Below are 20,735 nucleotides of genomic sequence, written 5' to 3'. Positions count from 1 at the left end.
AACCAAGCGGCATGAAACCTAACCCGAATGCATCTTAGCTGAGCCGCAAACCTGTCCCAAAAAGCAGGACCACTTCAGAACTCGGCCCGCGCGCGGGCGCAGGGCACGGAAGCTGGCCATCCACCGGACAAACACAGCAGGATGGCACAATCGATCTGATAGGTTTGGGCGCGGGCTTGCGTCGGAACTGTTGGGCCGGTTAAGGCGAGAGCTAAAAAGGCCGCCAGAGGGAGGTTTTTGAATTCGAAACGCATGGCAAGGACCCTTGACAATCTTCGCCCAGCATACATACGAAAATATACTATTGCAACATTAATGATGCGTATGGCAGTTGCGGCGATCAGCAAGATCGCGAGGTGACCGAGCCGCCCGTCGTCATCCGCCACGTTGCGCGCGGCGCCAGTCCCACGGCATGTCAAAGCGTCCGGACCAGATATTACGCCGTGCGGATCTGGCCTCGGTCTCATCGCGGATATAGTCGCGGCTGTATCGGCGATAAGCGACGGCCCACCCTTCACGCACAAGCCAAGCGTTCAGATCGGTACCGTCTTGATGACAGACCGCAATGAAGCGGCCATAGCGGTCGATATCACGCACGGTGCAGCTGACCTGCCGATGGCCGATCCTGTCGGCGAGAGACAGTGCCGCTTGTTGTCCGCACCGCCAGCGCTGACCCTCAGCCGTGGCGCAAAGCTGCCGGCTTTCCGGAGCATCGATCCCATGCAACCGGATGCGCTGTCCCCGGATTTCCAATGTGTCGCCGTCGATAACGCTGGCAACGCCGGTCAAGCGATCGGCATGGGCCTGCGGGGCGGCAACAAACGAAAACAGAAGGAGGGCGAGAAGACAGCGCATAGGGCAGACCTGTTTTTGAGCAGAGGTGACGAGACATAAACGGATGATCCCGCAGGGAAGACCCTCGCCCTTTGAAGCCGCCAGTTAGCCAACGCTTCACGACACGGATGATTTGCAGCCGGGGCCGTGTAGGGCAAGGTTGCTATTCGCCGGCCTGGACACCAAGGGCTTCGAGGGTTGTGCGATCGGCTGCGCCAGTGATGGGCAGGCCGCTTTGTTCTTGGAACGCCCGCATCGCATTGCGTGATCCATTGCCCCAAACGCCGTCCGGGGTGCCTGCATCAAACCCGCCCGCGTTCAGGAGAGTCTGGATCGCGCGGTAGTCGTCTGGCGAGAGATCTAGCGTCGACCACCCGCAGGCGCCAGCGACGGCTTCAATCGTTTCTTGAATTCCGGCAAGATCAAATTCTGCATCGTGGCGTTGGCCATTGCCGTCCGTGAGCCGGATGAAAAAGCTCTCGGCATCATAAAGGCCGCGCAGGAACCCCTCTGAGCCAGAGCCGAACAGCCCGGCCCCCTTGTTATTGGTCAGCTCATTCCAGCGCGTCGATTGCGCAGGATTGCTGTCGATCCGGTAGGTGATGTCGAACGAATCCCGGCGCATGGCACTGATCAAGAAATCGTCCTGGACGAACACAACCGACGTCTCGCCCTCACGGCATTGCGCGAGTAGGGCCGTGAGACCACCAAAGCTGCGCGCGTCATAGGCAGAGTAGTTGATGCCCACCACCGACGGGCTGTCGTCGATTGCTGCACGCTCTTCATTGATCACCCACCAGCCTGCGATCCGGTCCCCTTCATTATGCGCCTGATCGAAGGGCGTGAGGCTGTAGTCGATGTCCGGGTGGTCCGGGTCGGCCCAAGGTAGTGCGGTCTCAGCGACCTCTTCGCCTTGGGTCATGGCAGCGGGTGAAGTTCGGTCGGATATGGGCGGCGCTGAATTCGTCACGCTCGGTGTCACCGGGAAGGCGATGCCGTAGCGGGCCTGCAGATAGGCCATTTGCAGTTGAGCGAGGGTGAGCTTTTCCGTTTCCACACGGCTGAGGGCAACCGCCTGGATCAATCCCCCTGCCGAGGCCGCTTCTCGCTCCGCGGTCTCGACACGATCCTGCTGTGCGGCCATTTCTCCTAGAAGGAGAGCACCAAAAAGTGTGGGCTATCATGCGGCGATGGCGTGCTCTGTTTTACTGGTGCGCTTTGTAGTTGCGAGGCCCGGATACCATTCCTCGAATTTTGGCCTGAGCGTCCCGTCGAGGGTCCGTGTTCGCGTCTGTAACATGAGGTGCGCGCCGGGCTTTGACCAGCGCATCTGCTGACGCTTCGCGAAGCGTTTGCCAACGACGGTGTTTACTGTGGACTCGACGAAGGCCGTCGAGATCCGTTCGCCGTATCGGTGGCGCTCGGCATAGTTCGGGATCGTATGGGCATTGCGGGTGATGTAGATGTGGAACTCGGCCATGCCTTTCCGGAAGGCCTTGATGCTTGGGTAGTCGGTCTCGATGTCGTCCAGATCGCATTCGAGATCATCAATGCACGGCAGCGCCTCATGGTGATTGCCGTTCCATAGGAAGCCCTTGATCCGTTTCAGCATTCGCTGGGTTTCCGAGGCCGTTTCCTTGTCATGATGGGCAAGCCCTTTGGTATATTGTCCGAGTACCGTGAGTCGCATGGTGATGTGGAACCAGTCGAGTACGTGCTCGGCACAGGGGGACATATCGACGGCGATATTGCGCACGCTGTCACCGCCATCGGTCAGGAACGTGATCTCTTGGTTCATCTGAAGCCCCTGATCGCGCAGTATTTCGCGGAGCCGTCGTTTGGGCTTCTGGTCGAAGCTCTGAACAAGCCCGAAGTATCGGTTACCCTTATCCTCGGCGATGGATTTTCCAACCATAACCTCAAAGTGGGTTTGCCGCCCTTCGCGATCCGGCTCACGGGCGCGAACATAGCCACCATCGACACCCACGACGATCGGCCCATCCGGCACCGGTAGCTGCGCCCGCTGACGGGGGCTTCCTTCGATGAAGACGGGCTGTTCCTCACCGAGTTCCGCTTCGGCGCGGGCGGCAACCCGGTGCAGGTGGTTTCGCACCGTTTCAGCATTGAGGGTGTCCCCGACCGGCAGGACGTCCTTCAACAAATCGACGGTGATACCGAACGAGACGAGCGAAGCCCACTTCGTTTCCAGATACAGCATTTCCGGTGCGACGTGCTCGCGGAAGAGACCCGCCAGCGGACTGAAAGTGCGCGTTGCTGCTGGATCGCAGGCACAGCGGTGCAAGCGGGGGCTGGTCACCGGGACATCGCCGAAGGGCGTGCGAAACCGGATCACCGTCTTGCCCTTGCTGCGCAACGGCACGTTGCAATCAGTGCAGCACCAGCTTTCCGAAACGAACGCAGCGGCCTGGGCACCGACAACCTGTTCCTGGATGCGCCCCAGCAGATCCTTGGCCTCGTCAAGCGATAGCCCGATCTGCTCAAGTTGATCGTGGGGTTTGTCGAGGGTAATTACTTCCTCACCCCAGACATTGCCGTCCGCGGCATTGATCCTCAGCCTGATCTCAATCTTCATGGCACCCTCCCAATCCGGTTTTCCACAATTGGCAGAGAGGAAAACCCACACTGCGGATTCCTCCCCCTTGGGATGGATTCTGGCCCTCGCAGAGGGTATCTGGCAATCAGATTTGTTTCCTGAAGTGGAGATTGAAAACCGATGACCGGCTATATCGAGCGCGTCTCCGACGAAATTGCCGATATTCTCCTGCGTGAAGGGATCGACTACGACCAGACCAAGGCCGTGTTCAAAGCTGCACGGGCGAAGGCTGGATTGCGCGCACCCAAGGAAAAGCGCGGGGCACCAGCCCGTCTGACGTTGGAGGAGTCCCTGCGTTTCATTGATGCCGCCTATGCAAGGAGCGGGCAGACGGGCCTCATGATCCAGACCCTGCTGGAAACCGGTGCCCGCGTCTCGGAGTTCGTCGCGTTCAGGGTCGAGGATATAAGCATCGCAGAGCGCGCGGTCATCATCGAGAGCGGCAAGGGTGGCAAACGGCGCGAGGTTCCAATCCGTGCCGAAATCGCCCGGCTGCTCGCCATGCATATCGGCAAGCGCAGGGCCGGGCCGCTTTTTATCAGTCGCGAAAAGAGCCATTCAGGCACTCGCACCTATACCCGCCAGCGGATCGGGCAGATGGTGCGCGGCATTGCCCGCGATGCCAGGATCGAAAAGCGCATCTATCCGCATCTGTTGCGCCATACCATGGCGACACGGCTTCTGGCGGACGGCATGGACATTACCGACATCCAGAAGTTCCTCGGGCACGAGGATATCAGCGCAACGCGCATCTATGCGGAAACCAGCATCGCCATGCTGCGGCGCAAGTTCGACCGGGTCATCGGGAGCCATGGCCGCGAGTTGCTCGGAGAGGTTCGGAATCGCCATGGCGATGTCGTCGGCGCTTTCGCTGCGGATTTGCTGGCTTCCGATCCGCATCGCGTCACATGACCTGCTGATGCATCAAGCGGCGGTGTTCATCGGCGCGAAGCCCTTTGTTCACCGCTTGGCGCGAGAACTTCGCCTCCAGAAATGGAATGCGCGACCCTGAGCGCTCTACTGCCATTTCGATACGCCAGCGCTGATCCTCATCATCGAGCACTGAGGGGTCTCCTTTCAAAACAGCCCGGTCGATGAAGTCGATGAGGGTGTCGAGATCGTTGTAAGCGTCAAGGCCCGTCGCCTCCTCCCGGCGCGCAAGATACCCATGCACCCCGCCGCAGTCTTCCGGCGGGCAGGCCCCGGCACCGCCGATGCACATAGGATATCGTTTGCCGACGACAGCCGTAAATCGATCCTCAACGCGGACCTCGTGCTCCCACCAAGCGCCCATGTCGTAGATGTAGCGGAATTTCGCATTCTTGCGGAAACGGAACGCCGACAGCATCTTGCTCGTCGGCTCGCCGCAGAGGTTGGGGCTCGTGTAGCGCGCGCCCTGGATGTTGAACTCGAAAAGATGGATGCCGTCCCAGCCCATCACCGCCTGAACCACGCCATGTAAGTCCCGCAGCGACATCTCCTCTGCCACCACGACCCGCCGCCAGACCATTGGGCTGATCCCCAAAAGCCTGATTTTCAATTGCAGGACCGAGGCAGTATCGGCCTTTATCGGGATCGTTTTCATACCCAGAAGCTACGCAAGATTGCCCCAGACCGCTACCAGATACCCGGGGTACCCCACACTTTTTGGTGCTCTCCTACAAGCGTCAAAATCGTGAATCATGGTGTCGTCTTCCTTTGAGGTCCGTAACGGACGGTTTACAGGAATGTCTCTGGTCGAGGCAGCGGGCGGGATCATCCCGGTACTCTTTGCCGACGGAAGGACAGCGTCGCCTTCGTCGTAGAAGTGATTGAGGATCGGGCATTCCTCGACGGGTCCTTCCCCGGTACAATCGAGGGCCAGTTGCACGAGAGAGGCGCGCAATTGCGTCAAATCCTCAATCTTCGCCTGTTGTTCCGCGATCTTCTGTTCGGTAATCTCCAGTATGTCGCCCGCGGTGCTTTCAGGAGAGGACCCGAACACCAGCAATTTTCCGATTTCTGAAAGCGAAAACCCCAGGCCCTGCGCCTTGCGAATGAAGCGTAGCCGCTGGATTGCATCATGTGCGTATTCCCGATAGCCGGCTTCGGTTCGACCTTCGGGTGACAGCAATCCGATACGTTCGTAATACCGCAAGGTGTCGATCTTGACGCCTGTCGCCTTGGCCAGCGCTCCGATCTTAAATGCCATGCGAATCCCTTTCTTGAGCACCCTACAGTCTGGACCCCAGTCAAGACTCAAGAGATTCTCGTCATTTCAGGACAGGATCATCGATAAATAGCCGCCGATCAGCGCCAGAACCGTCGTCAGCGCATAGCTGACCGGATAGGGGACGGCGGCGACCGAACTGCGGGATTCCTCGATGATCGCCTCCAGGCCCGGTGTGTTGTTGCGGGCACCCGCCGTCGCACCGTCGGAGATGATCGAGTTCAGACCGAAGAGCTTGATCCCGACCCAGAATGCGACCAGCGGTGGGATCAACGCTGCGGCGAGACCGATCAGCGCGAGCCACAGGATCGTGTCGCCGCCGAGGGCCGAAATCACCTTGGGGCCGACGTTGGCCGACAGGACGGCGACAAAGGCGTTCAAGCCGAAGTCCTGCAGGAAGCTGCGCGCGCCTTCGTGCACAGGGCCGCCGAAGTGGGGGTTGCGGCTGCGCCAATAACTGACACCTATGCCCGCCATGATCACCCCGGGCGAGGTTCCGAACGCAAAGGGAATGCCCGAAATCGTGACAGTGACGATCCCGACGAGATAGCCCAGCAGCATGGCGATGGCGAGATACATCACTTCGGACGTCATGGTCGGCAGGCTGACATGCCCGCCCAGTCGTTTGGCTGTTTCAAGTACTGCTGCGTCCGGCCCGGTCAGGCGCAGGACATCGCCGAACTGGACATCGCTTTTGGGGCCAAGTGGCAGTTCGTTGCCGGCCCGGAACAGGGCCTGCACGGTGACGCCGCCCGGCATGACCCGACCAAGGTCCGCCAGGCTCTTGCCGCACATCTTGCGCACGCTGACATGCACATCGGCTACCTGCATCGGGATATTGCGCGCCAGCGGGTCGTCGGATTCCGGACCGATCAACTCGCCGTCCTTCAGGATGAGGTCGTGGACATCAGCCCGCACGGTGACGATGTCATCCTTCTGCACGGCAGGATCGCTCGTCAGATCCACAATTTCGCCGTCGCGGACGACGCGCAGGATCGGGGCCTGCGGAAAGTCATCGGCCAGTTGTGACAGTGTCCGGCCGATGAAGCTTTTGTGCGTAACCGAAAAGGCGCGTAGATCGAACCGCGAGAAGCCCAGGATCAACGCACCGGGTCCACCGGGGACGGAATCGGTCGCCCCGCCGCTGTAATCTGCCGCTGCCAATTTGGCGTCGGCAACTGCATCATACCCGAAAATGCGCGGAAGATAGCGGATCAGCAGAATGATCCCGACTGACGACAGGACATAGCTGATCGCATAGGCGGCTGCCATGTTGGCACCGACTTCTTCAACCGTCATGCCGTCGGGCGGCACATATGCCCCGCTGTCCAGTGCGTTCTGACCCACACCCAGAATCGCCGTGATCGTATAGCTTCCCGAGATCAGCCCGGTCGCATAGCCCGGTGCGAGCCCGGCCAGCATCGCCCCGAAATAGGCGATGACCCAGTTCAGGCTCCAGACGATCAGCCCGATCACGACGAACGCCAGGCCGCCCTTGCGCAGGCTCGAAAAGAACTGCGGACCCACCTTCAGCCCAAGGGCATAAATGTAGAGCAGCAGCATGAAGGACGACAGAATACCCGGGATCGAATAGGTGATGCCAAAGCCAGCCTCGGCGATCATCGACAGCACGAGCCCGACCACCACTGTCCCGGCCGTGGGGCCGAGAGAGATGGTCTTGAAACTGAACCTTCCAATCAGCGTGCCGAGGGCAATTGCGAGCAGAATGAGCGCGATGGGCTGGTTGTCCAGAAGCTGAAAGAGGCCATTGAACCCCGCCTCGGTCACGGGTTTGACCGTGTCGAAGACCTGTCCGATCACACCGCTCGTACCCGAGGCCGCGTCACCTTCAATCTGATATCTGCTGGCGTCCTGTGCGTGCAAAGACCCTGCGAACCCGCACCCAACGGCCACGACCGCTGAACGCAGATAGTATTTGCACACTCCCGGTCGTGATGCTTTGGATGCATTCATGATCGCATCCCTATCCAAAGGGCAGGCGACGGTGCCGTGTGTTGCGGCATGGCGCGTCAGTGGTTGTGTCCACCAGAGCCGGGCGGGTGTGGGGCGTCTTCCTCTGCCACCGCATCCGGATCGGCGACCGGCGGTGTTATTCCGTACTGAATCCGTGACCACATACGCTCGTGAAAGAAGTAAAGGATCAACTTGGTAAAGACCTCGATGCCGCCAATGGAAACGGCGGTGCCGAGGTTGCCTGAGAAAATCCACGCCAGCAAAGTCGTGTCGAGCGAGGCAGTTATGCGCCAAGTGGCAGTCTTGCTCGTGCTGCGCCATCCACTTTCCTTGCGCCTGCTATTCTCGGTCGATACGCCCCAGTCGACCCGCGCCCAACCGCGTTCGTGAAGGAAGTAGAGCACCGTCTTGGTGATGACTTCAGTAATGGCAATGTAGGTCGCGGCCTGCAGCGCGTCGCTGTGGGTGCCCAAGTGTCCGAACAGCGGGCCAATATAAGTGATGACCAGCCACGACAGCACCAGTGTGTCAAACGTGCCGATGATGCGCCAGGATACAGCCATGGCGGCCGAGCGTTTCGTCGAAACTTTGGATGGAGCGGTTTTGAGCACCGGGGTTTCCCCCACCGTCCCAGTGTGGACTGGATGCCGCTGAGTGTCGATTCTGTCACCGTCCTTTCGACTCTTGCGGAACCTCGCCCAAATCCTCGGAAAGAAGCCTCGAACCTCGTGACGCTATGGCGCTCAACTCCGCCACTGCCGATTGAAAATGATCGCCACCCGAGTGGCTCGATGCCAGAAGCCAGTTTGCTGCTGTCTTCCGTGAAAGGGTGGTCGGCCGGTGATGAAACCGGCCTCACGCACGAAACTCCCCGACAGTCCGGTCGTCTCAAGACAGGATCATCGAGAAATAGCCACCAATCAGCGCCAGAACCGTCGTCAGCGCATAGCTGACCGGATAGGGGACGGCGGCGACCGAACTGCGGGATTCCTCGATGATCGCATTCAGGCCCGGTGTGCTGTTTCGGGCTCCCGTGGTGGCACCGTCAGAGATGATCGAGTTGAGACCGAAGACCTTGACCCCGATCCAGAAGGCAACGAGTGGCGGGATGAGTGCTGCGGCAAGACCGATCAGCGCGAGCCACAGGATCGTGTCGCCGCCGAGCGCGGAAATGACCTTGGGACCGACGTTGGCCGACAGGACGGCGACAAAGGCGTTCAAGCCGAAGTCCTGCAGGAAGCTGCGCGCGCCTTCGTGCACAGGGCCGCCGAAGTGGGGGTTGCGGCTGCGCCAATAACTGACACCCACGCCCGCCATGATCACCCCGGCCGAGGTTCCGAACGCAAAGGGAATGCCTGAGATCGTGACAGTGACGATCCCGACGAGATAGCCCACCAGCATGGCGATGGCGAGATACATCACCTCGGACGTCATGGTCGGCAGGCTGACATGCCCGCCCAGCCGTTTCGCCGTTTCAAGAAGTGCCGCGTCCGGGCCGGTCAGGCGCAGGACGTCGCCGAACTGGACGTCGCTTTCGGGGCCGAGAGGCAGTTCGTTGCCGGCCCGGAACAGGGCCTGCACGGTGACGCCGCCCGGCATGACCCGACCAAGGTCCGCCAGGCTCTTGCCGCACATCTTGCGCACGCTGACATGCACATCGGCTACCTGCATCGGGATATTGCGCGCCAGCGGGTCGTCGGATTCCGGACCGATCAACTCGCCGTCCTTCAGGATGAGGTCGTGGACATCAGCCCGCACGGTGACGATGTCATCCTTCTGCACGGCAGGATCGCTCGTCAGATCCACAATTTCGCCGTCGCGGACGACGCGCAGGATCGGGGCCTGCGGATAGTCGTCAGCCAGTTGTGACACGGTCCGACCGATGAAGCTTTTGTGGGTGACCGAAAAGGCACGCAGAACGAACGGAGAGAAGCCCATTGTCAACGCGGCGGGTGCGCCGGGGACGGGATGGGTCGCGCCTCCACTGAACTCCGCCTCTGCCAGTTTGGCGTCGGCAACCGCATCATACCCGAAAATGCGCGGAAGATAGCGGATCAGCAGGATGATCCCCACCGACGACAGGACATAGCTGATCGCATAGGCGGCCGCCATGTTGGCACCGACCTCCTCGACGGTCATGCCGTCGGGCGGTACGTAGGCCCCGCTGGCCAGCGCACCCTGACCGACGCCGAGAATTGCCGTGATGGTATAGCTTCCCGAGATCAGTCCGGTCGCATAGCCCGGTGCAAGTCCGGCCAGCATCGCCCCGAAATAGGCGATGACCCAGTTCAGGCTCCAGACGATCAGCCCGATCACGACGAACGCCAGGCCGCCCTTGCGCAGACCCGAAAAGAACTGCGGACCCACCTTCAGCCCAAGGGCATACATGAAGAGCAGCAGCATGAAGGACGACAGGATACCCGGGATCGAATAGGTGATGCCATACGCGGCCTCGGCAACCATCGAAAGCAAAACCCCGACCAGCAGCGTGCCTGCGGTGGAGCCGAGAGAGATGGTCATGACGCTGACCTTTCCGATCAGCGTCCCAAGCGCGAGTGCGAGCAGGATGAACACGATGGGCTGGTTGTCCAGAAGCTGAAAGAAGCCATTGAACCCCGCCTCGGTCACGGGTTTGATCGTGTCGAAGACCTGTCCGATCACACCGCCCCCGCCTGAGCCCGCATCGCCCTGGGCCGCTGCAGGCCCGGCGGCGAACAGCAGGGGCAGGAATGGGCCAAGGCCGGCGTGTTTCAGCACCGTCCTACGGCTTTTCGTGGCCTCATCCATGATGGAACCCCGGCTTTGCGGTGGAATTCAGGACCGGGTTCTCCTTGAGGTGCTCGAACGCACGCCCGAGGTCGTCAAGAAGAAGTTGCGCCAGATCACGGCTGATCCCGCGACGGATAAGGATACGCTGGATGACCGTTTCCTGACGGTTCGACGGCAGGGGATAAGACGCAATCTGCCATCCGCGCATCTGCATCCTTTCCGACAGATCGTAGAGCGTGAAGCCGTGATCCCCGTCCTTCAGCTTGTAGGCGATTGCCGGAAGGCCCCCCTGGCCGTCATAGACCATCTCGAAACAGCCGAGCGCCGCCACCTTTTCACCCAGCCACTGGGCCGTATCGGAGTTGGCCTGCTGGATAGCTGTGTATCCGTCCCACCCGAGGCGCAGAAAATTGTAGTATTGTGCGATGATCTGGCTGCCGGGGCGCGAGAAGTTCAACGCGAAGGTGGGCATGTTGCCGCCGAGGTAATTCACATAAAAAATCAAATCTTCGGGCAGGTCTTCCTTGGATGCCCAAATCGCCCAGCCCACACCCAGCGGCGCGAGGCCGTATTTGTGGCCGGAGGCGTTGATCGACTTGACGCGCTCGATCTGGAAATCCCAGACAATGTCGCGCTGAATGAAGGGCGCTATGAACCCGCCAGAGGCGGCATCCACATGGATCGGAATATCGAGGCCCAGGTCGCGCTGCATCGCATCGAGTTCATGCGCCAGGGCCTCGACAGGTTCGTAGATGCCGGTGAAGGTGACGCCCAGCGTCGCCACGACACCTATCGTGTTCTCGTCGCAGTATTTGCGCAAGTCTTCCGGTTTCAATCCGAGGGCGTCGCCCTCGAGCGGCACTTCGCGGATTTCGACATCGAAGTACCGGGCGAACTTGTGCCAGCAGATCTGCACCGGGCCGGTCACGATGTTCGGCTTGCCGGTGTCCTTGCCCTCGGCTTCCCGGCGCTGGCGCCACTTCCACTTGAGGGCCAGACCGCCCAGCATCGCCGCCTCGCTTGAACCTGTCGTCGAGCAGCCGATCGTGTCCTTGGATTCCTTCGCATGCCAGAGATCGGCAATGATGTGGACACAGCGGTTTTCGATCTCGGCGGTCTGTGGATACAGATCCTTGTCGATCATGTTCTTGTCGGCCCCGTCCGCCATCAACTGCCTGACCTCATCCTCCATCCAGGTCGTGCAGAAGGTGGCGAGGTTCTGACGGGCATTCCCGTCCAGCAGCAGTTCGTCGCGAACGAAGGCATAGGCAGCACGCGGTTCGGTATTATTTTTCGGCAGACGATACTTCGGGAGGTTCTCTTGCGAGCCCTTGGTTGCGTAAATGTCCTGCATGCTGGAATGGTCGCTTAGATCAACGTGGCAGATGGGCATATTATTAGTCCTCCTAAAGACTGTTTACTGCTAGCGGACAAAGCGCCGCCTGGTTCTTGTTTTGCGGATGATCGGCATCGCCGAGCCTCCAAGATTCCTAAGTGTCTGATCAAGAATTTCTTGACCTCGTTTCAACGGACTCAATACTAGGACGTTGTCAGTAGGAAACCATTACAGGATCAGACAAACCCCCTCCGGTGACTCTGTTGTTGCACAAACCGGCTGATGTTCAGATCAAAACGCCATCGCGCGGCCGGTCATGGTGAAACTGACAAGATAGTCGCTTCTAACACCGGGACATTGCTGAATGAGCTGAATGAACTGGCCGTATTCCTGGCTCACTTCCTGCGCCTCCGTGAAGGCACTTCTGTCATGCCGCAGATGGGTTTCGTTGATCTTTCCGATCGTTACGCGAGCTTGGACGCCAAGATGGATCCGCTGGTCGAGATCAACGCCGTCGTGCCATGGGAAGAGTTCCGGCCTTTGCTGGAGCAGGTCTGGCGCAAGCCGGATGAGAACCGCAAGTCCCGCGCGGGGCGCAAGCCGATGGATGCGGTGCTGATGTTCAAGACGCTGGTGCTGAGTGCGCTCTACAACCTTTCCGACGACCAGATCGAGTATCAGGTGCGCGACCGGCTGTCGTTCATGCGCTTCCTTGGGCTGGGTCTCAGCGACCGGGTGCCTGATGCCAAGACGGTGTGGCTCTATCGTGAGGCCTTGGCGAAGGCCGGCAAGATGGAAGAGGCATTCCGGCTGTTCGACGGACACTTGGCACGGCGGGGCTATATCGCGCGGGGCGGTCAGATACTTGACGCGTCCATCGTGGCCGTGCCGCGCAACCACAACAAACGCGCGGAAAACAAGGCGATCAAGGCGGGAGAGACGCCGGAGGGCTGGGCAGACGAGCCTGCCAAGCGGTGCCAAAAGGATGTTGACGCACGCTGGACCAAGAAGCACGGCAAGTCACATTACGGCTACAAGAACTATGTGAACGTGGATCGGATGCACAAGCTGGTGCGGCGCTACCATGTCACTGATGCCGCCGTGCACGACAGCCAAGTGGTGGATGAATTGCTGACGCGGGGCAACACCGGCTCCGGTGTCTGGGCTGACGCCGCCTATCGGTCAGCGGAGATCGAGGCGACGCTGAAAGCCAGAGGGCTGAGCAGCCACATTCACCGCAAGGGCAAGCGGGGCAAGCCGCTACCGAGCAGGCCCGGAAGAGCAACCGCACCAAATCCACGGTCCGGGTCCGGGTCGAGCACATCTTCGGGGCACAGGCCAATGACATGGGCGGCACCATCGTGCGAACCATCGGTCTGGTGCGGGCCAAGGCCAAGATCGGCATGAAGAACCTTCTCGCCTACAACATGCGCCGTCTTGGACAACTGGAGCGCCTCTGCCCGTGCCCGGCGTCAAGGAAGGCCAACATGACCTGCGGATCTGGCCGCAAGGCGGCAGGGATCGCGCCCAACAGACTACACGACAACCAAAAAGCCACCCATCAGCGCGTCAGTCAGCTGGACCTTGCTCCCGGCGCTCCATCACGCCGAGCGGCGGCGCTGAAAATAGGCAAAAATCGAGGTGCCCAGAAGGTGGTTGGGTTGATCAGTTCGTTTGACCTTCTCAAGCTTGTCGAAGGGCACAGGTTCACAATGACGAACGCGCCACCACCGTCGAAGAATTCGCGCAGGTGATCCGGAAAGGCAAAGGGGCAAAGTCGGTACTTTACAACACGGTCGCCAACAGTCGCGGTGGCCGTCGCGCAATCGAATTCAATGCGGGACAGATATCGCCGGACGCATCCTGTCGGTGGGTTGCTGCATCCAATCATTCACCGCAATCAGTTCGCCCGAGGGGGGTATAGAACCATGCCGAGCCACAAGGCCCAATGTGAACTTGATTATATGCCGGATCAGCTGTTTGATCTAGCGGCCGATGTCGAGCGCTATCCGGAGTTTCTTCCGTGGTACATTGCAGCCAAAGTCCGAAAGCGCGAGGGCAACATCTATTTCTCGGATCAGGTTGTCGGCATCCGCGTGTTCCGGGCGCGTTTCGGCTCGAAGACCGTTCTTCAGCGTCCCGAGCGGATAGACGTGACCTCGACCGACAGGATGTTTCGGACATTTGCCTTGGCCTGGGTATTCGAGCCCTTGCCCGACAACAGGTGCCGGGTGAAGCTTTTGGTCGACCTTGAACTGCGTTCGAGGCTGGCGCAGGATCTGTTTCGCGGAACGATTGCTGGCGCGGCCGGGTCCATCGTGTCGGCCTTCGAGGCTCGAGCCCACCGGCTTTATGGCCAATAGGCAAGCCCTTGCCTGCCGGCAACAAGCGACGACCCTGGCGCCTGGATCATCCAAGCTGGCATCCGACGTGACTATTTTGAAGGGCGTCATACCGTCGGGGCGTTGACATCGATCATGCCGCCAAGCCGCTATTGGGGTCTGTTCCGGCTGGGGGCAGAATGACACCCTAAGAGTTTTCCCTGTGTCGTTTCATTATGTCGAGCACAGTATTTTTGCTGATGCCAAGATCACGTGCAATCCAACGGTATGAACGACCTTCTGCAACGGCTTGAACGACCTTTGGTGCAAGTTTGTCGGATTTCGGCCTTTGTCCGGGTTGGCGCCCGAGCTTCTTGCCGCGCGCCCGGGCCGCGGCAAGACTGGATTTGACGCGTTCGCTGAGCAGATCGCGTTCGAACTGGGCAATTCCTGCCAGCATGGTCGCCATCATTCGGCCATGCGGCGTGTCCAACTCGAATGTCATGCCACTCATGGCGACGACCAAAACCTTCCAGCCAGCCAGCTTGTTCAACGTGTCCAATAGGTCCTGAGTGGAGCGGCCCCACCGGGACAACTCGCTGACAAGGATGGCATCTATCTGCCGTGCCTGAGCCAGATCGAGAATTCGGTTCCGGGCGACACGATTGGCGGCGGCACCCGAGGCCGTTTCTTTGAAGACGCCTATCACCTGGTATCCGCCGCGTTCAGCAAAAGCTGTCAGTTCCATTACCTGTCTGTCACACGACTGATCGGCAGTGGAAGCCCTAGCATAGATGGCTGCGCGCTGTCCCAGTTGAACCCCCTCAGAGATTGGTCTTGCAAGCCTTTGATTTTGCTGGTGCGAGATGTGTCCCGAACAGACATCTGATTAACAAGGACAAACCAACATGCCAAGACGGTCCATACTGACCGAGCGCCAGCGTGCGGCGCTTTTCGACCTGCCGACTGACGAGACCTTAATGTTGCGGCACTACACTCTAGCGGACGACGATCTCCAACACATCAACGAACGGCGGCGACCGGAGAACAAGATCGGCTTTGCTTTGCAACTCTGTGCGTTGCGGTATCCTGGGCGGCTGTTGTCATCTGGCGAAGTCATCCCGCAAAAGGTCTTGCGCTTCATCGCAGCCCAGTTGGGTTTGACCGGAGACGATGTCTTACTCTATGCCGCACGCCGGCAAACCCGTCAGCAGCACCTGCACGCCCTTCGCCAGATCTATGGCTTCAAGATGTTCTCGGGCCAAGGCGCGCGGAGTCTCAAGGCCTGGCTTGAGAACGAGGCTGAAACTGCCCGATCCAACGAAGACCTGGCGCGCCGATTTGTCGAAGTGTGCCGCCGGTCGCAGGTGATCCTGCCCGGCATCTCTGTCATCGAACGGTTGTGCGCAGATGCTCTGGTGTCGGCTGAGCGCCAGACCGAAAGCCGGATCACCAACAGGATCGACGATGGAACAAAAGAACGCCTGGACGCGCTGTTGACCGAGATCGTGGATGGCAATGTCACCCGGTTCATCTGGCTTCGCCGTTTCGAGGCGGGCAGCAACTCGGCTGGAGCATCGCGACTTCTGGATCGGTTGGAATTTTTGCAAGAATTGGACCTCTCACCGGACACTCTGGCCGACGTACCACCACATCGGATCACCCGCCTGCGCCGCCAGGGCGAGCGCTACTTTGCCGATGGGTTGCGCGACATCACGGGTGACCGGCGCCTGGCGATCCTTGCTGTCTGTATGGTGGAATGGAAGGCGGCCGTCGCCGATGCCGTGATCGAAACCCACGACAGGATCGTCGGCAAGACCTGGCGGGATGCGAAAAGGCTATCCGACGCGCGCATCGCGGATGCCAGATCTTCGCTGCGTGAGACATTACGTTCTTTCAAGGATCTCGGTGCTGCCCTGCTGGAGGCAAAGGCAGATGGCGTGTCCCTTGATGCCGCCGTCGAAGTTGCGTGTGGCTGGTCTCACCTCGAACGTATGGTGACAACCGCGGCCGAGTTGACCGACACGATGGCGGCTGACGCCCTGTCTCATGTCGTTCATGGATATCACCGATTCCGGCGCTATACCCCAAGAATGCTGCGGGCGCTCGATATCTGCGCCGCCCCGGTGGCGGTGCCTTTGATGCAGGCAACCAAAGTCATCGCCCAGGATCAAACTGACGCACCCCGCCAGGTTGGCTTCTTGCGCCGAACCTCGAAATGGCATCGACACCTCAATGCTCAGGACCCGGGTGACAACCGTCTTTGGGAGGTCGCCGTGATGTTCCAGGTGCGTGAAGCCTTCCGATCCGGCGACATCTGGCTGCCCCATTCCCGGCGTTACGCTGATCTGAAACAGGCCTTGGTACCGATAGAAACAGCCAAGGCGTGCCCTCGCCTGACGATGCCATTCGAACCTGAGATCTGGCTTGATGATCGCAAGGCAAGACTGGCAGAAGGTATGAAGCGTTTGTCCAAGGCTGCCAGAGCTGGCGCGATTCCCGGCGGATCAATCGAGAACGGCGTTCTCAAGGTTGATCGTTTGACGGCAGCAATCCCGGCGGATGCTGATGGCATGGTGCTTGATCTCTATGGCCGCCTGCCTGCCGTTCGGATCACCGATCTGCTGCAGGAAGTTGATGACGATATCGGCTTCACCGAAGCCTTCACGCATCTGCGCACCGGCGTTCCCTGCAAGGATCGCATCGGGCTGTTAAACGTGCTGCTGGCCGAGGGATTGAACCTTGGCCTCAGCAAGATGGCCGAGGCGACCAGTTCACATGACTACTTCCAACTCTCGCGCTTGTCCCGGTGGCATGTTGAAAGCGATGCTATCAACAGGGCGCTCGCCAAGGTGATCGAAGCGCAGGCCAATTTGCCGATGGCGCAATTCTGGTGCGGGTTTCGCTAATTCCCGGACACGGATTTCAGTAATTCCCGGACACGCGTTTCGGTAAATCCCGGACAGGGATTTCGGTAATTCCCGGACAGCTCCGGGGGGCCTTGGGCACGGTTGGTCATCGCCTGCGCCGTCGCGGCATTCTGCCGGTCTTGAGCAAGACCGGGAGGGGACATGCCACGACGCAAGCAACCGAGGCGCATGACTGTGCAAGACATACGAACCATATTGCGGCTGACGCATGAACAGGGGCTTTCGGTGCGCGAGGTTGGTCTGCGCCTGAAGCTCAGCAAGACGACCGTGGCGACCTACCTGCACCGCGCCCGGGAGGCAGGTCTGAACTGCTGGCCTTTGCCATCTGGTCGCGATGACGATGCGACGCTGAAGCAGGTCCTGTTCCAGCGTGTCGGCCGCCCGCCCCGGGATCTGAGCGAACCCGACTGGTCGAAGATGGCGGCTGAGATGAAGCGCAAGGGCGTGACGCTGGTGCTGCTCTGGGAGGAATACCGCGCTGCCCACCCCGACGGCTACGGCTACACCTGGTTTTGTGAGCAGTATCGGGAGTTCGAAAGCCGCATCAGCCCGCGGTATCGCAACCGCCATGAGGCCGGCGCTGTGATGCAGACCGATTACGCCGGTCACACCATCCCGGTGATTAACCCGGGCACAGGCCGTGAACATCGCGCGCAGATCTTCGTCGCAGTTCTGGGTGCGTCCAATTACACCTTTGTCTGGGCCAGCCTCAGCCAGAAGCTGCCCGATTGGATCGAGGCCCAGGTCCGCGCGCTGAAGTTCTTCGGCGGGGTGCCCAAGGCGATTGTCTGCGACAATCTGAAGGCGGCGGTGGCCAAACCGCTCTGGTTCGAGCCGTCGCTGACCAAGACATTCTCCGACATGGCCACGCATTACGACACAACCGTGCTGCCCACCCGTCCGCGCAAGCCGCGCGACAAGGGCAAGGTCGAAGGTGCCGTGCTGATCGTGGAACGCTGGATACTTGCCCGCCTGCGCAACCGGCAATTCTTTTCCATCGAGGCGCTGAACGTCGCCATCTCCGAGCTGCTCAATGATCTCAATGCCCGGACCATGCGGCGGGTCGGGCGCTCACGGCGTGAGTTGTTTGAAGAGATAGAACGCGCAGCACTCAGCCCGTTGCCCGACACGCCCTTTGAGTACGCCGAATGGAAACGCGCCAAGGTGCATCCCGACTACCATATCGAGGTTCTGCATGGCTTCTATTCGGTGCCGCACCGCCTGATCGGGCGTCAGGTCGATGTGCGTCTGACCCACCGCATGATCGAGATTTTCCATAATCATGAGAGGGTTGCGGTTCATCATCGCCGGGGACAGCGCGGCGGCCATAGCACCGTCAAGGAGCACATGCCCAAGGCGCACCAGCGCTACGGCGGCATGACGCCCGAGAGCCTGATCACCCGGGCCGCCCGCACCGGCTATCACGCCGCCGCGCTCGTCGAGCGGCTGATGCGCGACAGGCCGCATCCCGAACAGGGCTATCGGTCTGCCCTCGGTGTGCTTGGCCTGCAGCGGCAGTTCGGGGCGGACAGGCTGGAAGCGGCCTGCGAACGCGCCTTGACGGTCGGCACGGTCAATTATGCCTCGGTGCGCTCCATCCTGATCACCGGTCTGGATCGGGCGCCCAGCCCGCCAGACCCGGTCACCGCCACGCCGGTCCACGACAATATCCGTGGCCCCGGCTACTACCAGTAACCCAGAAAGGATAAACAGATGCTGACACATCCCACACTCGACCAGATGACCGCGCTCGGCCTGACCGGCATGGCCGACGCCTGGAAGGCTCTGGCCGAACAGGATCCGGGCCAGGCGCTCGAGCGTAATGAATGGCTCGGCCTCATGCTCGACCGCGAAGCCGCGGCCCGTGCTGACAAGCGCTTCGCCAACCGGCTGCGCAATGCGAAGATGCGCTTTCCCAATGCCTGTATCGAAGATGTCGATTTTGCCGCCAGCCGGGGGCTCGACCGGCGCCAGATTCTCGCGCTCGCCCAAGGCGACTGGATCAGGGCCCGCGAGCAGATCATCCTCACGGGCCAGACCGGCACCGGCAAGACCTGGCTCGCCTGCGCCTTCGGCCATCAGGCCGCACGCCTGGATCATTCCGTGTCCTATGTCCGGATGCCGCGGCTCTTCGAGGACATGGCCATGGCACGCCTCGACGGGCGTTTTCCCCGCCTCGTCGACAAGCTCGCCCGTGTCCAGCTTCTGGTGCTCGACGACTGGGGCACGCATGGGCTGACCGACCAACAGCGCCTCGACCTGCTCGAGCTCTTCGAGGAACGCTATCAGCGGCGGTCCACCATCATCACCGCCCAACTGCCCGTCTCGGGGTGGCATGACATGATCGGCGAACCCACCATCGCCGACGCCATCCTCGACCGGATCGTCCACAATTCCCACCGCATCGAACTCAAGGGAGACAGCATGCGAAGAAAGGACCGAAACGCCAACTTGACCTCCGCCGAAAACACCGAAATCATCCGAACCGAAACATGATCGCAGGCAGATGATCAGCCGTGCCCGAGCTGTCCGGGAATTACTGAAACGGCTGTCCGGGAATTAGCGTAATCGCTGTCCGGTATTTCTGAAATCCGCATCTGGGGCGGCGGCATGACCGCATCCAGCGACGGTCAGTTCTTTCCGACAACTCAGCATGGCGAGGCGATGAACCTCATCAACGCAAAGTATGGGCAGGAGCCCGGCTTGAAGGCCTACACCCATGTCTCCGACCAGTTCGGCCCGTTTGCTACACAGAATATCCCTGCGACCGTAAACGAGGCCCCATACATTCTGGACGGCCTGCTGATGAACGAGGTTGGGAAGAAGATCAAAGAGCAATACGCCGACACCGGCGGCTTCACGGATCATGTCTTCGGCGCAACCGCACTCCTGTCTTATCGCTTCGTTCCCCGCATCCGTGACCTACCGTCAAAGCGGCTCTATCTCTTCGACCCCGCCGCTGCGCCGAAGGAAATCCGCGGGCTGGTCGGCGGTAAGATCAGAGAAACGCTGATCACAGAGAACTGGCCGGACATTTTGCGCGCCGTCGCCACCATGGCGGCGGGTGTCATGCCACCCAGCCAACTGTTGAGAAAGTTCGCATCATATCCCCGTCAACACGAACTGGCTGTTGCCTTACGGGAGATCGGGCGGATCGAGCGCACCCTGTTCATTATCGATTGGTTGCTGGATGCCGATATGCAGCGCCGTGCACAAATCGGCCTGAACAAGGGTGAGGCACATCATGCGTTGAAAAACGCCCTCCGTATCGGTCGCCAGGGTGAAATCCGAGACCGAACCTCTGAAGGACAACACTATCGCATGGCCGGGCTGAACCTGCTGGCCGCGATCATCATTTATTGGAACACCAAACATCTTGGCTGCGCAGTTGCAGCAAGGAAGAGCGCAGGCCTCGACTGTTCGCCAGACCTTCTGGCGCATATCTCGCCCCTCGGATGGGCGCATATCCTGCTCACAGGCGAATACAGATGGAAAACCAGATGATCTCCGGTCTTAGGGTGTCATTCTGCCCCCAGCCGGAGCAGACCCCAAGGTCAGCCTCAGTCCGTCGCAACTCTCGATGCTGCTGGAGGGGATCGACTGGCGCATGCCGCAAAAGACATGGCGGCCATTGCAGGCGGGATAACTCAACAAAACAGGGGCTTAGGCGTATTCCTTGTTCCACTCCCGCCGCCGGTTCAGTATATTCCCGCCATGCTGGAGACGCTGAAATCCCTGCCGGACGATG

The 20,735-nt window shown here is 60.2% G+C and carries 15 protein-coding genes and 4 pseudogenes; 8 read left to right on the top strand and 11 right to left on the bottom strand.

Annotated elements, in window-relative coordinates; translation table 11 throughout:
* Window positions 1-74: 74 nt before the first annotated feature.
* From DC366_RS19740 to DC366_RS18290, 4 genes are all read right to left on the bottom strand, one after another.
* A complete protein-coding gene (locus tag DC366_RS19740; protein ID WP_133176246.1) occupies window positions 75-254 on the bottom strand; it encodes a hypothetical protein in 180 nt (59 codons plus the stop codon).
* A 121-nt stretch (window positions 255-375) separates the two neighbouring features.
* Complete coding sequence (locus DC366_RS18300) at window positions 376-855, bottom strand: thermonuclease family protein (protein ID WP_108693618.1); 480 nt, start codon at window positions 853-855, stop codon at window positions 376-378.
* Window positions 856-997: 142 nt separating this feature from the next.
* Window positions 998-1,978: a peptidoglycan-binding domain-containing protein gene (locus tag DC366_RS18295; protein WP_243405217.1), complete on the bottom strand. Its 981-nt coding sequence runs from the start codon at window positions 1,976-1,978 to the stop codon at window positions 998-1,000.
* A gap of 36 nt (window positions 1,979-2,014) precedes the next feature.
* The gene (locus DC366_RS18290) at window positions 2,015-3,427 is read right to left on the bottom strand and encodes an ISKra4 family transposase (RefSeq protein WP_108693617.1); all 1,413 of its coding nucleotides are present in this window, start codon (window positions 3,425-3,427) and stop codon (window positions 2,015-2,017) included.
* A gap of 141 nt (window positions 3,428-3,568) precedes the next feature.
* Between DC366_RS18290 and DC366_RS18285 the strand changes: the two genes are divergently transcribed.
* Window positions 3,569-4,360: a tyrosine-type recombinase/integrase gene (locus tag DC366_RS18285; protein ID WP_108693616.1), complete on the top strand. Its 792-nt coding sequence runs from the start codon at window positions 3,569-3,571 to the stop codon at window positions 4,358-4,360.
* Here the strand turns inward: DC366_RS18285 and DC366_RS18280 are convergent.
* The 6 genes from DC366_RS18280 to gad form a co-directional block, all read right to left on the bottom strand.
* Window positions 4,353-5,033, bottom strand: a complete 681-nt coding sequence (locus DC366_RS18280; protein WP_207768775.1) for a plasmid pRiA4b ORF-3 family protein — start codon at window positions 5,031-5,033, stop codon at window positions 4,353-4,355. The two genes, DC366_RS18285 and DC366_RS18280, sit on opposite strands and share 8 nt — an antisense overlap.
* Before the next feature lie 9 nt (window positions 5,034-5,042).
* Window positions 5,043-5,639, bottom strand: a complete 597-nt coding sequence (locus tag DC366_RS18275; RefSeq protein ID WP_133176245.1) for a heavy metal-responsive transcriptional regulator — start codon at window positions 5,637-5,639, stop codon at window positions 5,043-5,045.
* A 66-nt stretch (window positions 5,640-5,705) separates the two neighbouring features.
* Complete coding sequence (locus DC366_RS18270; protein WP_243405216.1) at window positions 5,706-7,478, bottom strand: aspartate:alanine exchanger family transporter; 1,773 nt, start codon at window positions 7,476-7,478, stop codon at window positions 5,706-5,708.
* A 209-nt stretch (window positions 7,479-7,687) separates the two neighbouring features.
* Window positions 7,688-8,242: a DUF2061 domain-containing protein gene (locus DC366_RS18265; RefSeq protein WP_207768774.1), complete on the bottom strand. Its 555-nt coding sequence runs from the start codon at window positions 8,240-8,242 to the stop codon at window positions 7,688-7,690.
* A gap of 277 nt (window positions 8,243-8,519) precedes the next feature.
* Window positions 8,520-10,418, bottom strand: a complete 1,899-nt coding sequence (locus tag DC366_RS18260; protein WP_108693613.1) for an aspartate:alanine exchanger family transporter — start codon at window positions 10,416-10,418, stop codon at window positions 8,520-8,522.
* Window positions 10,411-11,793 carry a glutamate decarboxylase gene (gene gad / locus DC366_RS18255; RefSeq protein WP_108693612.1) on the bottom strand — a complete coding sequence of 461 codons (1,383 nt, stop codon included), beginning with the start codon at window positions 11,791-11,793 and terminating at the stop codon, window positions 10,411-10,413. The genes DC366_RS18260 and gad overlap by 8 nt, the downstream gene beginning before the upstream one ends.
* 372 nt (window positions 11,794-12,165) lie before the next feature.
* Between gad and DC366_RS18250 the strand changes: the two are divergent.
* Window positions 12,166-13,205 (top strand): annotated as a pseudogene (locus DC366_RS18250) (IS5 family transposase); the annotation flags it as partial.
* A gap of 459 nt (window positions 13,206-13,664) precedes the next feature.
* Window positions 13,665-14,099 (top strand): type II toxin-antitoxin system RatA family toxin, encoded by a 435-nt coding sequence (locus DC366_RS18245; RefSeq protein ID WP_165802959.1) that lies wholly within the window; start codon window positions 13,665-13,667, stop codon window positions 14,097-14,099.
* Window positions 14,100-14,265: 166 nt separating this feature from the next.
* Here DC366_RS18245 and DC366_RS18240 read toward each other — a convergent pair whose 3' ends face one another.
* The gene (locus DC366_RS18240) at window positions 14,266-14,853 is read right to left on the bottom strand and encodes a recombinase family protein (protein WP_279305772.1); all 588 of its coding nucleotides are present in this window, start codon (window positions 14,851-14,853) and stop codon (window positions 14,266-14,268) included.
* Window positions 14,854-14,965: 112 nt separating this feature from the next.
* On the opposite strand from DC366_RS18240, the pseudogene DC366_RS18235 reads away from it, so the two are divergent.
* From DC366_RS18235 to DC366_RS20390, 5 genes and pseudogenes are all read left to right on the top strand, one after another.
* Window positions 14,966-16,951: pseudogene (locus tag DC366_RS18235) on the top strand (Tn3 family transposase); the annotation flags it as partial.
* A gap of 177 nt (window positions 16,952-17,128) precedes the next feature.
* Complete coding sequence (istA, locus tag DC366_RS18230; protein WP_108693609.1) at window positions 17,129-18,682, top strand: IS21 family transposase; 1,554 nt, start codon at window positions 17,129-17,131, stop codon at window positions 18,680-18,682.
* Between the two features lie 18 nt (window positions 18,683-18,700).
* Window positions 18,701-19,483: an IS21-like element helper ATPase IstB gene (istB, locus tag DC366_RS18225; RefSeq protein ID WP_108693608.1), complete on the top strand. Its 783-nt coding sequence runs from the start codon at window positions 18,701-18,703 to the stop codon at window positions 19,481-19,483.
* Window positions 19,484-19,579: 96 nt separating this feature from the next.
* A pseudogene (locus DC366_RS18220) lies at window positions 19,580-20,491 on the top strand (Tn3 family transposase); the annotation flags it as partial.
* 46 nt (window positions 20,492-20,537) lie between these two features.
* Window positions 20,538-20,633 (top strand): annotated as a pseudogene (locus DC366_RS20390) (IS66 family insertion sequence element accessory protein TnpB); the annotation flags it as partial.
* Between the last annotated feature and the right edge of the window lie 102 nt (window positions 20,634-20,735).

It is taken from the genome of Pelagivirga sediminicola, assembly GCF_003072125.1.
Taxonomy (GTDB): Bacteria; Pseudomonadota; Alphaproteobacteria; order Rhodobacterales; family Rhodobacteraceae; genus Roseovarius; species Roseovarius sediminicola.
The sequence above is the reverse complement of the archived record's forward strand: the minus strand, read 5'-3'. Positions and strand labels throughout refer to the sequence as shown.

Bases quoted from the DNA above. Each gene is read 5' to 3' on its own strand.
- DC366_RS19740 (WP_133176246.1), bottom strand. From the start codon at position 254: ATGCGTTTCGAATTCAAAAACCTCCCTCTGGCGGCCTTTTTAGCTCTC.
- DC366_RS18300 (WP_108693618.1), bottom strand. From the start codon at position 855: ATGCGCTGTCTTCTCGCCCTCCTTCTGTTTTCGTTTGTTGCCGCCCCG.
- DC366_RS18295 (WP_243405217.1), bottom strand. From the start codon at position 1,978: ATGGCCGCACAGCAGGATCGTGTCGAGACCGCGGAGCGAGAAGCGGCC.
- DC366_RS18290 (WP_108693617.1), bottom strand. From the start codon at position 3,427: ATGAAGATTGAGATCAGGCTGAGGATCAATGCCGCGGACGGCAATGTC.
- DC366_RS18285 (WP_108693616.1), top strand. From the start codon at position 3,569: ATGACCGGCTATATCGAGCGCGTCTCCGACGAAATTGCCGATATTCTC.
- DC366_RS18280 (WP_207768775.1), bottom strand. From the start codon at position 5,033: ATGAAAACGATCCCGATAAAGGCCGATACTGCCTCGGTCCTGCAATTG.
- DC366_RS18275 (WP_133176245.1), bottom strand. From the start codon at position 5,639: ATGGCATTTAAGATCGGAGCGCTGGCCAAGGCGACAGGCGTCAAGATC.
- DC366_RS18260 (WP_108693613.1), bottom strand. From the start codon at position 10,418: ATGGATGAGGCCACGAAAAGCCGTAGGACGGTGCTGAAACACGCCGGC.
- gad (WP_108693612.1), bottom strand. From the start codon at position 11,793: ATGCCCATCTGCCACGTTGATCTAAGCGACCATTCCAGCATGCAGGAC.
- DC366_RS18245 (WP_165802959.1), top strand. From the start codon at position 13,665: ATGCCGAGCCACAAGGCCCAATGTGAACTTGATTATATGCCGGATCAG.
- istA (WP_108693609.1), top strand. From the start codon at position 17,129: ATGCCACGACGCAAGCAACCGAGGCGCATGACTGTGCAAGACATACGA.
- istB (WP_108693608.1), top strand. From the start codon at position 18,701: ATGCTGACACATCCCACACTCGACCAGATGACCGCGCTCGGCCTGACC.